Raw genomic sequence first — 14,518 nt, forward strand, 5'->3', positions numbered from 1 at the left:
TCATGTCAGACGCGCGCGCTACCCGTACACCTGCATCTCGTACAGCGAGTACCCCCACTGCCCGGACAGCTGACTGCCCTGCATGCGGACGTATCTCGCCTGCCCGTTGATCGGTATCTTCTCCGTCCCGCCCGAGGAGTTGGGCTGCGTGTAGAGGTCCTTCCAGGTCGAACCGTCCGTGGAGCCCTGGATCTTGTAGGACTTCGCGTACGACGTCTCCCAGAGCAGATCGACCTCGGAGACGGTGGCCGTCGCGCCGAGGTCGACCTGGATCCAGCTGTTCGGGTCCTGGCTCGCGCTCCACCGGCTGCTGAGGTCGCCGTCGAACGCCTTCGCGGCGGACTGGTCCGCGCTGGACTGCGAGGACGCCGTGGCCGGCTTGTTCAGGGCCAGGTTGGCCTTGGGCGCGCTCATCGTCAGGTTCACCGTGACGGTCTTGCCGGCCTGGAGCGGCAGCACCCGCGCGATGTTGCCGAGCGGGGAGCTCTGCACGGTGATGCCGTCACCCGTGATCGACGAGATGCCGTTGCGCTGGATGAGCGTGAGGTTCTGGTTGATCTTCGAGGTGAGCGTGACCTTCGCGGTGTGCGCGTTGGTGTCCCACGTCAGGTTGTTGATGGTGAACTGCGACTTGCCGAGCATGCCGGAGATGGAGCCCTTGGTGAGCCCCTTCGGCAGCCCGGGCAGCAGTTCCAGCGTGCCGGGCTTGGTCGCGGCCAGCATCTCCATCATCACCGTCGGCACGGAGTTGACGACGTCCGTGGCGAAGGTGTTGTGGCCGTTGTAGTGGGACGTGGCCATGGAGCTGTAGTAGTAGTCGTCCTTGGCGAAGCGCAGCAGCTTCGCGCCCACCGAGTCCGGCATGTCCAGGTCGGCGGCGATGAGCGCCCCGTGCAGCAGCCCGTGCCCGGCGTTCTCGTACGCGCCCTGGTCCTTCTTCTGCAGGAAGACCTGCGCGGCCTTGAACTGCGCCGCGTTGGTCTCCGGGGTGATCTCGCGGTAGGGCCACACCGGCATCAGGCCGCTGGAGTGCCGGTGCTGGTAGTTGTTCTTGTTCTCCAGGTCGGGCCAGGCCCATTCGGCGAGCGCGCCGTCGTTGTTGATCAGGTACGGCGGCAGGTGGTCGAGCCTGTCCTGCCACACCGGGATCTTGTCGGCGTCGCGGCCGAGCAGCTTGGCGGTCTGGATGAGGGTGGTGAGCGCGAACTTCGCGCCGGAGATGTCGTAGACGGAGTTGACGGTGAGCGGCACCCCGCCGGGCGGGGTGTTCTCCGGTGAGATGGAGCCGGCGAAGATGTAGTTGCCGCCTGCGTCCTTCTTGGTGAGGAAGTCCTCGTAGAAGTCGCCCATGTCGCGGATCAGCGGGTAGTACTTGTCGGCCAGGAACTGGGTGTCGCCGGTGACTTCGTAGTACTCCCAGAACGGCTCCAGCAGCCAGGACTCGCCGCCGGTCACGTACTGGTAAGGGTAGTCGAAGTTGATGTTGGAAATCAGGCCCTCGCCGTTGGGCGTGTTGCCGCCGGTGAGCATGCCGCGGGTGCCCAGCAGCTTCTTGGCGTTGGTCTCGAAGTCCTTCTGCCACTGCTGGTTGAGCCAGAAGTAGCCCTGCATGGCCTCCGGCATGTTGCCGATGTTGCCGCTGGAGATCTGCAGGTTGAGGTTGGCGTCGAGGTGGTAGTAGCCGTCCCAGCCGACGTTGCTGTCACCGGTCCAGTTGCCGAGCAGGTCCGGCGCCTGGGTGGCGCCGCTGGAGCCCAGCAGGTGGTAGCGGCCGGCGTAGAACATCCGCTCGTAGAGCGCCGGGATCGGCGTCGAGGACGACTTCTGCTCGGCGAGCAGCTGCTCGGTGGACTTGGCGCGGTCGGCCGGTGTGGCGCCGAAGTCGATCGAGACCCGGCCGAAGATCGAACTGTGCAGGCTGGTGTGCCGGTTGAGCAGTGTGGCGTAGTCGGTGCTGAGCCCGGCGAGCTTCTGCTGGAGCAGGTTCTTGCTCCAGTCCTGCTCGGCGGGGACACCGCCGTTGTAGGTGCCGTTGTAGCGCTGGGTGAGCGACAGCAGGAGTACGTAACTGGCGTTGGAGACGGTCACGTTGCCGTTGCTGAGGGTCTTGGTGCCGTCGGTGACGATACGGGTGACGCCCTCGTAGCCGGCGTTGTAGCTGCCGCTGGGGTACTTCGCCCGCAGGTTGAGGTAGTCGGTGCTGTTGTTGGTGGTGTAGGTGACGCCCTTGCTGGTGAGGTTCATGCCCGGGTCGATGGACAGGCCCAGGGTCATGGTCTCCTTCTGCCCGGGCGGTGCCGCCTGGTACTGCACGGTGGCGCCGTCGGCCCGCGAGACGAACGAGTCGCGCTCCCACGCGCCCTTGTCGTCCGACCAGTTGACCTTGACCACGCCCGCGCTGTAGTCCGTGGAGCGGACGTAGTTGTTGATCGCCCCGGCGTCGGGCATCTGGATGGTCATCTTGTAGCCGGGGTGCTTGCTGCCCTCGCCGCCGCCCTGGTAGCCCTGCACGTCCGCCGCGAGCTGGTTGGCCTGCTGGTACTGCCCGGCGATCAGCTCGTCGCGGATCTTGTTGATGTTGTCCTGGCTGACGGTGTTGAAGGTGCGGTGCGGATGGGCCTCCGTCCGCGCCATGAAGAAGTCCTTGTCGTCGAAGACGACGGTGTCGTTGCGCGGGTTGCCGAAGACGATGATGCCCTGCTTGCCGTTGCCGGCCAGCAGCCCGTCCTGCCAGTCGCTGTACGTCGTCGGGTACGTCGTGGACGGCGCGACGGTCGGCGACCCGACCGACGGGTTGCCGCCGCCGGTGCTCGTGCCGTAGACGGCGAACTCCCACAGCGAGTAGCCGTATTGGGTGGCGGGCGTGACGCCCTGCATCCGCACGTAGTGGGCGTTCTTGTTGACGGTGGCGGTCTCGGTGCCGCCGTGGCCGCTGGTGGTGGAGTAGGCGTCCGTCCAGTGGGTGGAGTCGTCCGAGACCTGGATCTTGTACGCGCCGGCGTAGGCGGCCTCCCATGTCAGCGACGTGGAGGAGACGGCGTATTCGCCGCCGAGGTCGACGTAGATCCAGGCGTTGTTGTCGTTGCTGTGGTCGCTGGACCAGCGGGTGGCGGTGTTGCCGTCGATCGCGTTGGCGGCGACGTAGCTGCCGTCCTGGTACGAGGCGACGGCCCGGGCGCCGGGGTTGCGGGCCAGGTTGACGGGGGTGTCGGCGGCGTGGGACGCCGACGTCTGGAGCGCCATCGCGAGCAGCAGGAAGAAGGTGACGGCGACGCCGATCAGCCTTCTCCCGCCGCTCCCGGCGGCTCGTGGGGGTAGGGGTCGCATGGGGGGCTCGCTCCTCAGCTGCCGGAGGTGACGCGCAGGGACGAGATCTTGTCGTTGTTGCCGCTCGCCGTGAGGTCCGCGGCGTCGCTGGTGAAGGTCCACGCGGTGCCGGCGAAGCCCGCGTCGGCGTAGCCGGTCACGGTGTATCCGGCGGGTACGCGGATCGAGGAGATGCTGTCGTTGGCGATGCCCTTGGCCTGGAGCGCCGGCAGGTCGTAGCTGCCGGCGGCGAAAGTGGCCGACGGGCCGCTGTAGTTGGCGTCGCCGTAGACGGTCGCGCCGCCCGTGCCCGAGCCGCCGACCGCGGTGCCGTACACCTCGAACTCGTAGAGCGAGTAGCCGTATTGGGTGGCCGGCGTGACGCCCTGCATGCGCACATAGCGCGCGTTCTTGTTGACGCCCACCGTCTCGGTGCCGCCGGCGCCGGTGGTCGTGGAGTAGGCGTCGGCCCAGTGCGAACCGTCGTCGGAGACCTGGATCTTGTACGCCTTCCCGTACGCCGCCTCCCAGTTGAGGACGGCGGTGGAGACCGCGTACTCCGCGCCGAGGTCGACCTGGAGCCAGGCGTTGTTGTCGCCGCTGTGGTCGCTGGACCAGCGGGTGGCGCCGTTGCCGTCGATGGCGTTGGACGCCAGGTAGGTGCCGTCCTGGTAGGAGGCGGTGGCCTTGGCGTTCGCGCCCGTCGCGAGGTTGACCGGCGTGCCGGACGGCGGGGCGGGCGGGGTCGGCACGGTCTGGCCGGCCGGCGGCCACAGGGTGAAGGAGTTGGCGCCGTTGTGCGCGGCGGCGAAGGGGCCCGCCATGGTGTTGGTGGTGGCGACCGGGGAGCCGAAGAAGTCGGAGCTGACGTTCGCCTGGATGCTCTGGTTGGACAGCGGCATGACGCCGACGCGGGACTGCGTCACCGGGGTGTTGCCGCTGATGCCGGAGGCGTCGAGGTTGAAGCTCAGCTTCATCTGCGTGTTGGTCGCGGTGTATTGGACGCCTGAGATCGTGCCGGTCGAATTGCCTTCCTTGACCTGCGTCTTGTCCGTCGCGTTGTCCGGCAGCACCGAGCCCTGGACGAGGTTGTTGTACCAGAAGAACTTCTCCGGCGAGGTGAGCGCCGTCGTCTCGTTCATCGTGCCGGGCTGGAAGTAGTACGCGTCCCGGCCGCTGCCGTCGTTGTGGATGTTCCCGTTGTTGAGGAACAGGTTGTTGGCGAAGACGACACCGGTCGCGTCCAGCGTGCGGATGTCGCTGTTGCCGATGAAGACGTTGTTGTCGACCAGGATCGGGCCGAACACCGCCTCGGCGTAGTAGCCCCACGGGCTGTTCATCACGATGTTGCCGGTGATGCGGACGTTCTGGTTGCCCCAGTCGGTCCAGATGCCCGCCGAGTTCCCGCCCTTGGAGTTCTTGACGTAATTGCCCTTGATCAGGCCCTCGTTCATGTAGTGGACCTTGATCGGGGCGGTCTCAGCGCCGCTGAATTCGTTGCGGTAGTTGGTGTCCTCGATCATGTTGTAGAGGATCTGCGAATGCCAGGAGAAGACGCCCGCGATGCCCGACTGCCCGCATTTGGCGATGTAGTTGTTGCGGACGATGTGCGAGCCGTACGCGGACGTGTTGTGGAAGTCCGTGCGCGGGGTGCCCGGCCGGTTACCGGCCCAGGTGTCGTTGCTCAGCCCGATGTCGATACCGATCGTGCGGGCGTTGATGACGATGTTGTTCTCGATGATCCACTTCAGCCCGCCGTAGACGCTGATCGCGCCGGCCTGGCGGCGGTCGGGGCTGTCGGGGAAGTCCGAGTAGGTGTTGGCCGCGTGCTTGATCGTGAAGCCGTTGACCGTGATGTAGCCCAGGCCCCATACGTCGGGCGCGAAGACCTGCCGGCGCACGTTGATCTCGGCGAGCCGGGCGTTGGGGTCGGCGCCGTTGAAGTTGGCCCAGATGGTGGTGCTGGACGAGCCGGCCTCGGAGTACCAGGTGCCCGGCGCGCTCTGCACATTGCTCAGCGCCGGCTTCTCGTAGTACGCGGTCTCGTCGAGGTAGACGTCACCGGCGGTGTAGCCGGCGAAGGTGCCCCCGCCGCCGCCGTTGGGCTGCCCCTGCGCGTACGGGTTCCAGTCGCCGAAGTAGCTGTTGGGCAGGGTGACGCTCCAGACGTTGCCGCTGGAGCGGGTCCACGAGTTGACCTCCTCGGAACCCTTGATGGTGACCTCGCCGTCGCCGGCGTTGGTATACGTGATCCGGTGCGCCTCGTCGGTGCCGCCGCGGGCCGGCTTGACCGTCTCGCGGTAGAGCCCGGCGTGCACCACCACGGTGTCGCCGGGCTGCGCCACCTGCGCGGCGTGGTTGATCGTCAGATACGGGGCCGACGCCGTGCCCGCGTTGCCGTCGCTGCCGTTCTTGGCCACGTAGATGACCTGCGGGGCGTCGGCCGCGTGGGCCGGGGCGGCGGCCAGGCCCAGGGTCGCCAGGGCGGTCGCGCCGAGGGCGGCACACAGCGCCCTGGCCGCGCCGCCCAGGCCACCGGCCTGGCGTTTTCTGCGAAATCCCAGTCTCATGGGGCTCCTTCGGGGGAGGGTGCCGTGGGGCCGGGGACACCAGCTGACTTAGTTTCATAATTAATCTATGCAAGTCCTGGTCGTCATCGGCCCGCAACAGTCCGGCGGTCGTGCACCGTACCGGCGTGCGTCCACGGCATCAATACATCGGACCAAAGTGGCTCCGGGAGCGGGCGCGCGGAGGGGACGGCGAGCGGACCCCGGCCCTCCGGCGCACCGGGGCCCCGGCGGCTGCGGGCCCGCGCCCGGCCCGGCCCCGTAACGCCAACTGCTAGCCGCGGGCCGCCAGTTGGGGCCCGTGGCCGGGTGCCACCGAGCCCTGGAGGACCAGCGCCGCGCCGCCGATCGCCGCCGCGTCCCGCGGATTGCTCGACAGGTCCACCCGGATCCCGTGCACGTCCCGGGTGTACGCGCGGCCCGCCAGCCGGCGCCGGATCTCGCTCACGTACAGCGAGCCGGCGACCGCGAAACCCGGCCCGGCCAGCACCAGCGTGTCCACGTCCCACAGGTTCGCCAGCGCCACCGCGCCCTCGGCGAGCAGCGCCGCCGACTCGTCCACCAGCTCCCGGGCCTGCTCGTCGCCGTAGATCGCGGCCCGCGCCAGGACGTCGAAGGCCCGCGCGTCCGGGTCGTCGGGGCGGATCCGCAGCCGCTCGGCGAAGCCGGGCAGCGCCCGGGCCCGGGCCACCACCGCGCGCGGGGCCGCGTACATCTCCAGGCAGCCGCGGTTGCCGCACGGGCACGGCTCACCGTCGCGGATCACCGCCACATGTCCGATCTTTCCCGCGTTGGAGCTCGCCCCGCGGTGCAGCGAACCGTCCAGCACGACCCCGGAACCGATACCCGAGTTCATGTACAGGCACCCGAAGGTGCGCTCCCGGGAGATCTGCCGGCCCCAGAACTCGCCCACCGTCGCCGCCGCCGCGTCGCTGTCCACCAGCACCGGCACGCCCAGCCGGGCCGCGAGCGCGTCCGCGAGGTCCAGCCCCGCCCACTGCGGCAGCCCCGGCGGCGCGAGGAAACCGCCGCGCCCGAGGTCCACCGGGCCAGGTCCGATCACTGCGAGCCCGGCGACGGTCTGCGGGGGCAGCCCCAGGCCGTCGGTGACGTCCCGGTAGAGCGCGGCGAGCCGGTCCACCGCGTCGTCCGTGCCCTCCGTTCCCTCAGCGCCCTGCGCGCCCTTTTCCGTACCCTCCGCGCCGACCGGGCCCGCGACCAGCTCGCGGCCCACCGTGCCGCCCCGGGTGTCGGTGACGACGCAGGTCAGCGCGTCGGCGCCGACATGGATGCCGACGCCGTACGCCGCCCGGGAGTTGATCACCAGCATCGTCCGCGGCTTGCCGCGGGTGGCCACCGTGTCACCGGTCTCGCGCACCACGCCGTCGTCGATGAGCCGGCGCACGATGTTGGAGATTGTCGGCTGTGTCAGCCCGGTGACCTTCACCAGCTCCACCCGGCTGATCGGCCCCGACGACCTGATGAGGTCGACGATGAGTGCGCGGCTGCCGGGTCCCGCAGCCGCAGACTCCCGTCGGGCCACCCTCGACCACCTCTCGCCTCGCCGTACGCTGTCGCACGACTACGTTACCGGCGAGGTTAGACGAGACGGACGAGTCATCTGACGAGGAGGATGCCATGCCCGCCCCCGCGACCGGCCCGCAGGCCCGCCCGCAGCAGGGCACCCCGGTCGGGCTCGCGCTGGTGCGGGACGCCGAGGTGCTGGGCGCCGAGCCCTTCTTCCACGAGTTCATCGCCGGCATGGAGCGGGTGCTCGTGCCGCTCGGCGTGCCCGTGCTGCTCCAGGTCGTGGCGACCGTGCAGCAGGCCGCCGACCGGATGCGGGCCTGGGCGCGGCACGGCCAGGTGCAGGGCGTGATCCTCATCGACCTGCTGCCCGGCGACGAGCGGGTGGCGCTGGTCACCCGCTCCGGCCTGCCCTGCGTCGTCATCGGCGACCCGGTCACCGCGGGCGGGCTGCCGGCGGTGTGGACGCAGGACGACGTGGCGATGGAGGGCGTCGTCGCCGAGCTGGTCGCGGCCGGCCACACCCACCTGGGGCATGTCGCAGGACCCGCGCAGATGGCCCATACGATCATCCGCCGCCGTACGTTCGAGGCCGCGGCGGCCGGGCACGGGGTCCGTACCACGACCTTCGAGGGCGACTACTCCGAGGCCGCGGGCGTGCGGGCCATCACCGCGCTCGCCGCGCTGTCGGACCGGCCGACCGCGGTGGTCTTCGACAACGACGTGATGGCGCTGGGCGCGCTGCACGAGACCGGGCGGCTGGGCCTCTCGGTGCCCGCCGACCTGTCGCTCATCGCCTGGGACGACTCGGCGCTGTGCCAGCTCGCGGTGCCGCCGCTCAGCGCGGTCAGCCATGACGTGCAGGAACTCGGCGAGCTGGTCGGGCACGCGCTCGCCGGCGCGCTGAGCGGCGCGCCCGCCGGCACGGTCAAGGCGCCGCCGGCCCGGCTGGTGGTCCGCGGCAGCCTCTGAGGCCGCTCACGCAACGTGACGCCGTGACCAGCCCTGCGTATCCGGCTCTTTGATAAATTACTAATCTTTCTTATTGACACGCTGACCGGGCTCCGCGACTCTGTGGGCGTGCCGGCCGCAGGACGGCCGCGCACCCTCGGCACGTTCAAGCAAAGGAAGCTCTATGGACCACCGCACCAGGCCCTGGGCCGCGCGCGTCGTGGCCGCGTCCGTCGTCAGCGCCCTCGCCCTCGCCCTGGGCGGCTGCGGCACGGGCGGCGACCAGGCGAGCGGCAGCACCGGCAAAAGCAACTCGATCGACGTCGTGACCCGCTGGTCGGCGGGCAACTCGGCGGCTGCCGCCCAGGCCAGGGTCTTCAAGGCGTTCACCGACGAGACCGGCGTGAAGGTCAACGCCACTGACGGCCTGGAGACCATCGACGACCAGGTGGAGAACGCCGTCGCCGCCGGCAAGTCCCCCGACGTGGTGATCGTCAACCTGTACGACAAGACGCTCGGCTGGCTCGACGCCGGCGTCACCGTCCCCGTCGACAACTACATCAAGCAGTGGGGCCTGGCCGACAAGCTCAAGCCCGCCGCGGTCGACGAATGGCGGGTCGGCGGCAAGCCGGACGGGCAGGTCCAGGGCTTCCCCTACTCCGGCTTCGGCTGGCCGGTCTGGTACAACACCGACCTGCTCAAGAAGGCCGGCGTCGACACCATCCCGACCACCACCGACCAGCTGATCGACGCGGCCAAGAAGCTGCGCGCCAAGGGCATCCAGCCGCTCACCGTCGGCGGCAACGACTGGACCGGCCAAAAGCTCTTCTACCAGATCGCCGAGTCCTACACCGACGCCGCGACCATGCAGAACGTCATGAAGAACGGCGGCTACTGCGCCGACCCGAACGTCATGAAGGGCATCCAGCTCTTCACCCAGCTGCGCGACGCCGGCGTCTTCGCCGACAACGCCGCCGGGCTCAACGCCGACGCGATGTACGCCGCCTACTACTCCGGCAAGGCCGCGATCATGTCCGCCGGCTCCTGGGCGTACACCGAGGCCAAGGGCTCCGGCACCGGCATCGAGACCCACACCACGCTGGCCGGCCTGCCCATCCCGGCCGGCTCGACCTTCACCAAGCCCACCGCCTTCCAGGGCTTCACCGGCGTCGGCTTCATGATCACCAAGCGCGGCGCGTCGAAGGACCGGATCGACAACGTCCGCAAGTTCATCACCAAGTTCTACGACCAGGCCACCGTCGGCGACTTCGTCAAGGACGCCAGCATCCTGCCGCCCACGACCGGCGACTTCGGCACCTACGCCACCGACCCGCTGCTGTCGCAGTCCCTCAAGCTCGACCCGAGCGTGGACTACGCGACCGTGCCCGACGTGTGGATCGGCTCCGCCTCCGACCCGATCATCCAGGTCCTGACCGGGGCCTACGGCAAGTCCTCGCCCGACAAGATCTGCAAGGGCCTCGACGACGCCACCAAGGGCTGACGCCCCCGGCGCGGGCGGGGGCCGCCGCACACCCGCGGCCCCCGCCCGCTTCACCGCCCCTTCTACGGCAGCCGCCGCCCGCCTCCCCGCCGTACCGCTCCAGGCCGAAAGAAACGCCTCATGACATCGACCAGCATCCTGGCCGGCACCCGCGCCGCGCCCGAGTCCGCGCCGCCGGCCGCCGGCCGCCGCAGACGCCGCCGCGGCGGACTGAACACCCCCCGACTGCTGTGGCTGACGGTGCCGTCCCTGGTGTGGTTCGCCGTCTTCTCCGTGGGCCCGCTGGTGGCGATGTTCGTCATCGCGACACTGCGCTGGAAGGGCCTGATCTACGACCCCTCCTACGTCGGCACCGAGAACATCCGGCACGTCTTCGACGACCAGCTCTTCCACGACGCCCTGCGCAACAGCCTCGTTCAGGTCGCCGTCGTCATCCCGGTGATGATCCCGCTGGCCTTCATGCTCGGCTACCACCTGAGCACCAAGCCGCGCGGCTACCGGGTGCTGTCGATCCTCTACTTCTCGCCCGGCCTGATCTCCATCTCCGTCACCGGCATGATCTTCTACGGCGTCCTGTCCCCGAACGGCGGCGCCAACGGCCTGCTGAACTCCGTCGGCCTGGACTCGCTCGCCCACTCCTGGCTCGCCGACCCCAGCACCGCGCTGCCCTCGCTCATCGCGATCGACCTGTGGCGCGGCATCGGCTGGACCGCCGTGCTGTTCGCCTCCCGGCTCGCCAGCGTCCCCGGCGACGTCATCGAGGCCGCCAGGATCGACGGCGCAGGACGCTTCCGGATCATCTGGCAGATCACCTTCCCGATGGTCAAGGACTACGTCCGCACCCTGACGATGCTGCAGTTCCTCTGGACGCTGTTCACCTCGGCCGCGCTCATCCTGCTGCTCACCAAGGGCGGACCCGGCACGTCGTCCACCACGCTGTCCTACCTGGTCTACGAGAAGGCGTTCTCGCAGAGCGACCTCGGCTACAGCCAGGTCGTCGGCGTCGTCCTGCTGCTGATCGGCATCGCCGGGATGCTGCTGATCCGCGCGCTGCTGCGCAGCCCCCTGGAGAAGATCCGATGAGCGTCCACACCCCGGGCCACACCCCCGGCCACGCCCGCGACCCCCGCGCCGGCCGCTCGGCCGGCACCGCCCGGCTCGCCCGCCGCTCCCGCCGGGCCGGCGCCGGCCTGATCGCCACCCCGCTGTCGTGGCTGTACGCGCTGCTGCTCGCCGCGCCGCTCTACTACCTGGTCGTCAGCGCGCTCAAGACCAACATCGAGATCTTCAACCACCCCTTCGCGCTGCCCGCGCACTGGCTGTGGGCCAACTTCCGCACCGCCTGGCAGACCGCCGACCTCGGGCAGGCGCTGCTCAACTCGCTGCTGATCTCGGTCGTCGCGATCGTGCTGACCCTGGGCCTCGCGATGCCCGCGGCCTTCGCGCTCGCCCGGCTGGACAACCGGCTGTCCCGGCTGGTCACCGGCACCTTCTCGGTGGGCTTCCTCATCCCGCCGTTCGCCGCGCTGATCCCCACCGTGATCCTGGCGATCAAGCTGCACATGTTCTACACCCGCGAGTTCCAGATGCTCTTCCTGCCGGCGAGCGCGCTGCCGCTGTCGGTGCTGCTGCTCACCCAGTTCATGCGGACCGTGCCGCCCGCCCTCGTGGAGTCCGCGGCGCTGGACGGCGCGGGCAACTGGCGGCTGCTGGTCAACGTGTTCATCCCGATCGCCATGCCGGGCGTGGTGAGCGTGGCGATCCTGCAACTGCTCACCTTCTGGAACGAGTACCTGTTCTCGCTCACCATCACGGGCACCGCGCCGGACATCCGCACCGCGCAGGTCGCCCTGCCCACCCTGGTCTCCGACGCGACCGACTTCGGCGTGCTCACCGCCGGCACCGTGCTCACCTTGCTACCGGTGTACGTCGCCTACTCGCTCGCCAGCCGCCGTATGCAGGAAGCTCTCACCGCAGGGGCAGTCAAGGGATGACACTCAGCACGCACACCACGACCACTCCGGCCACGGGTCCGGCTCCGGACGGCGCCACGGATTCCGCCACGGGTTCGGCTCCGGACACCGCTCCGGACGGGGCCGCGCCCGCCGCGCGGCGGCGCGACCTCGGCGGCACCTGGGAGCTGACCTGGACCGCGGGGCCCGCCGACACCCCCGGCGCGGTCCGCGCCGGCTCGGTGCCCGCCCAGGTGCCCGGCGAGGTCCACACCGCGCTGCTCGCCGCCGGCCATCTGGCCGACCCCGACGTCGGGTTCGGGGAGCTGGCGCAGGACTGGGTCGGCCGGTCGAGCTGGGCCTACCGCCGCTCCTTCAGTTGGTCCCCGCAGCCCGGCGCCCGTACCGACCTGGTCGCCGACGGCCTTGACACCGTCGCCGAGGTGTACGTCAACGGCCGGCACGTCGGTGCCGCCCGCGACCAGCACCTGGCCTACCGCTGGCCGGTCGAGGAGGTCCTGACCCCCGGCGAGAACACCATCGAGGTCCGCTTCGACTCCGCCTGGGACGCCGCCCTCGCGCACGAGCGCGCCCACGGCCCGCTGCCGTCGCCGTACGACGAGCCGTACGCGCACATCCGCAAGTCCGCGGCCAACTTCGGCTGGGACTGGGGGCCGCACTACGTCACCGCCGGCATCTGGCGCGGCATCCGCCTGGAGACGTACGCCGGACGTATCGACCACGTACGCCCGCTGGTGGACCTCGCCCCCGACCACGGCTCCGCCGAGGTCACCGCGCACGTCCGGCTCGACGCGCCGCCCGGCACCCGGGTGCGGGCCGAGCTGACCGACCCGGCCGGGCGGCCCGCCGGAAGCGCTTACGGCCAGGTGGCGGGCGGCGACCGCGAGCTGGGCGGGGACGGCGAGGTGGCCCTCGCGCTCACCGTGGACGCGCCCGAGCTGTGGTGGCCGGTGGGCCTGGGCGCCCAGCCCCGCTACGGGCTGCGGGTGCGGCTGGAGCTGGACGGCGCGCCGCTCGACGAGACCTCCGTACGCTTCGGGGTGCGCTCGGTCGCCCTCGACGAGACGCCCGACGCGCTCGGCGCCCGCTGGGCCCTGGTCGTCAACGGGCGGACCGTACGCGTCCGCGGCTACAACTGGATCCCCGACGACACCCTCGCCAGCCGCGCCACCCCGGCCCGTACGGCCGAACGTATCGACCAGGCCGTCGCCGGCAACGCCAACCTGCTGCGGGTCTGGGGCGGCGGCTACTTCGCCGGCGAGGACTTCCTCGACGCGTGCGACGAGCGCGGCGTGCTGGTCTGGCACGATTTCCTGTTCGCGTGCGCCGCCTACTGCGAGGACGAGGAGACCGCGGCGCTGGTCACCGCCGAGGCCGAGCAGGCCGTCGCCCGGATGGCCGCGCACCCCAGCCTCGTGCTGTGGTGCGGCGGCAACGAGACCGTGCTCGGCCGGCAGCACTGGGGCTGGGCCGACCAGATCGGCGAGCGCGGCTGGGGCGCGGCCTACTACCTCGACGTGCTGCCCGGCGTCCTCGCCCGGCTCGACCCGACCCGCCCGTACGTCCCCAACTCGCCCTGGTCCGGCAGCCTGGAGGCCGACACCACCGCCGTCACGCACGGGCCGAGCCATCTGTGGGACGCCTGGAACGACGCCGACTACGTCCACTACCGCGACCACGACCCGTCGTTCGTCTCCGAGATGGGCTGGTGCGGGCCGGCCGCCTGGACCACCCTGGAGCGGGTCCTCGGCGGCGAGACCCCGGGCCCTGCCTCCCCGCTGACCCGGCACCACCTGCGGGCGATCGACGGCATGCACAAGCTCACCCGCGGCCTCCAGCCGCATGTGCCCGCCCCCGCGGAGGGCGCCGACTGGCACTGGGCGACGCAGCTCGTGCAGGCCCGGGCGGTCGCCGCGGGCGTGGAGTGGCTGCGCTCCCGGGACCGGTGCGCGGGCGCGGTCGTATGGCAGCTCAACGACTGCTGGCCGGCGATCAGTTGGTCGGCCGTCGACTTCGCGGGCGTCGAGAAGCCGCTGTGGTACGCGCTCCGGCACGCTTTCGCGCCGCGGCTCGCGACCGTGCAGCCCGTCGCGCCCGGCCCGACGCACGACCCGACCGGGACGGCGGGGCTCGCGCTCACGCTGGTCAACGACACCGGCGAGGAGTGGCACCCCGAGGTGCAGGTGCTGCGCGTCGCGCTGGACGGCCGCGAGCTCGCCCGCACCCGGCTCACTCCGGCCTGCCCGCCGGGCGGCCTGCTGCACCTGCCGCTGGACCCGGCGGTCGCCGGGCCGGGGGACCCGCACGCGGAGCTGCTGGTCGTCGACACCGACGCGGTGCGGACGACCTGGGCCTACCGCCCGGACCGCGCGCTGACCGCGCCGCGGCCGTCGCGTACCGTCATCCCCGCCACCGGGGACGGCGCGCTGCACCTGACGGTCACGGCGCACACCCTGCTGCGTGACCTGTGCGTCTTCCCCGACCGGCTCGCCGCGGCCCTGGGCCTGCCGCCGCACGACCTGCTCGTCGACGAGTCCCTGCTCACGCTGCTGCCCGGCGAGAGCCGCACCTTCCGGGTGACCTCCCGTACGGGCACGCCGGTGCCGTCGCGGGCGCTGCCGCCGGGGGTGCTCGACGCGGCGGTGCGCTCCGCGGGGGAGCTGACCGCCTGAGCTCGCCCCTCTTGGCCCCCT

General features: G+C 70.7%; 8 protein-coding genes. 5 read left to right on the forward strand and 3 right to left on the reverse strand.

What is annotated here, in order from left to right; genetic code table 11:
- Positions 1 to 18: 18 nt before the first annotated feature.
- The 3 genes from HCN08_RS27115 to HCN08_RS27125 form a co-directional block, all read right to left on the reverse strand.
- Positions 19 to 3,327, reverse strand: a complete 3,309-nt coding sequence (locus HCN08_RS27115) for a glycosyl hydrolase family 95 catalytic domain-containing protein (RefSeq protein ID WP_167985888.1) — start codon at positions 3,325 to 3,327, stop codon at positions 19 to 21.
- Positions 3,328 to 3,341: 14 nt separating this feature from the next.
- Positions 3,342 to 5,876 (reverse strand): discoidin domain-containing protein, encoded by a 2,535-nt coding sequence (locus HCN08_RS27120; RefSeq protein WP_167985889.1) that lies wholly within the window; start codon positions 5,874 to 5,876, stop codon positions 3,342 to 3,344.
- Between the two features lie 271 nt (positions 5,877 to 6,147).
- Positions 6,148 to 7,368 (reverse strand): ROK family transcriptional regulator, encoded by a 1,221-nt coding sequence (locus tag HCN08_RS27125; RefSeq protein WP_167985952.1) that lies wholly within the window; start codon positions 7,366 to 7,368, stop codon positions 6,148 to 6,150.
- 143 nt (positions 7,369 to 7,511) lie between these two features.
- Between HCN08_RS27125 and HCN08_RS27130 the strand changes: the two genes are divergently transcribed.
- The 5 genes from HCN08_RS27130 (at position 7,512) to HCN08_RS27150 (ending at position 14,497) form a co-directional block, all read left to right on the forward strand.
- Positions 7,512 to 8,372: a LacI family DNA-binding transcriptional regulator gene (locus tag HCN08_RS27130; protein ID WP_167985890.1), complete on the forward strand. Its 861-nt coding sequence runs from the start codon at positions 7,512 to 7,514 to the stop codon at positions 8,370 to 8,372.
- A gap of 163 nt (positions 8,373 to 8,535) precedes the next feature.
- Entirely contained in the window at positions 8,536 to 9,852 is a 1,317-nt protein-coding gene (locus tag HCN08_RS27135) for an ABC transporter substrate-binding protein (protein WP_167985891.1), read from the forward strand.
- A 120-nt stretch (positions 9,853 to 9,972) separates the two neighbouring features.
- A complete protein-coding gene (locus HCN08_RS27140; RefSeq protein ID WP_167985892.1) occupies positions 9,973 to 10,935 on the forward strand; it encodes a carbohydrate ABC transporter permease in 963 nt (320 codons plus the stop codon).
- A complete protein-coding gene (locus tag HCN08_RS27145) occupies positions 10,932 to 11,846 on the forward strand; it encodes a carbohydrate ABC transporter permease (RefSeq protein WP_167985893.1) in 915 nt (304 codons plus the stop codon). The genes HCN08_RS27140 and HCN08_RS27145 overlap by 4 nt, the downstream gene beginning before the upstream one ends.
- Positions 11,843 to 14,497 (forward strand): glycosyl hydrolase 2 galactose-binding domain-containing protein, encoded by a 2,655-nt coding sequence (locus HCN08_RS27150; RefSeq protein ID WP_167985894.1) that lies wholly within the window; start codon positions 11,843 to 11,845, stop codon positions 14,495 to 14,497. The genes HCN08_RS27145 and HCN08_RS27150 overlap by 4 nt, the downstream gene beginning before the upstream one ends.
- The last annotated feature ends 21 nt before the right edge of the window (positions 14,498 to 14,518 follow it).

Source organism: Actinacidiphila epipremni, assembly GCF_012034175.1.
Lineage (GTDB): Bacteria > Actinomycetota > Actinomycetes > Streptomycetales > Streptomycetaceae > Actinacidiphila > Actinacidiphila epipremni.

Bases quoted from the DNA above. Each gene is read 5' to 3' on its own strand.
- HCN08_RS27115 (WP_167985888.1), bottom strand. From the start codon at position 3,327: ATGCGACCCCTACCCCCACGAGCCGCCGGGAGCGGCGGGAGAAGGCTG.
- HCN08_RS27120 (WP_167985889.1), bottom strand. From the start codon at position 5,876: ATGAGACTGGGATTTCGCAGAAAACGCCAGGCCGGTGGCCTGGGCGGC.
- HCN08_RS27130 (WP_167985890.1), top strand. From the start codon at position 7,512: ATGCCCGCCCCCGCGACCGGCCCGCAGGCCCGCCCGCAGCAGGGCACC.
- HCN08_RS27135 (WP_167985891.1), top strand. From the start codon at position 8,536: ATGGACCACCGCACCAGGCCCTGGGCCGCGCGCGTCGTGGCCGCGTCC.
- HCN08_RS27140 (WP_167985892.1), top strand. From the start codon at position 9,973: ATGACATCGACCAGCATCCTGGCCGGCACCCGCGCCGCGCCCGAGTCC.
- HCN08_RS27145 (WP_167985893.1), top strand. From the start codon at position 10,932: ATGAGCGTCCACACCCCGGGCCACACCCCCGGCCACGCCCGCGACCCC.
- HCN08_RS27150 (WP_167985894.1), top strand. From the start codon at position 11,843: ATGACACTCAGCACGCACACCACGACCACTCCGGCCACGGGTCCGGCT.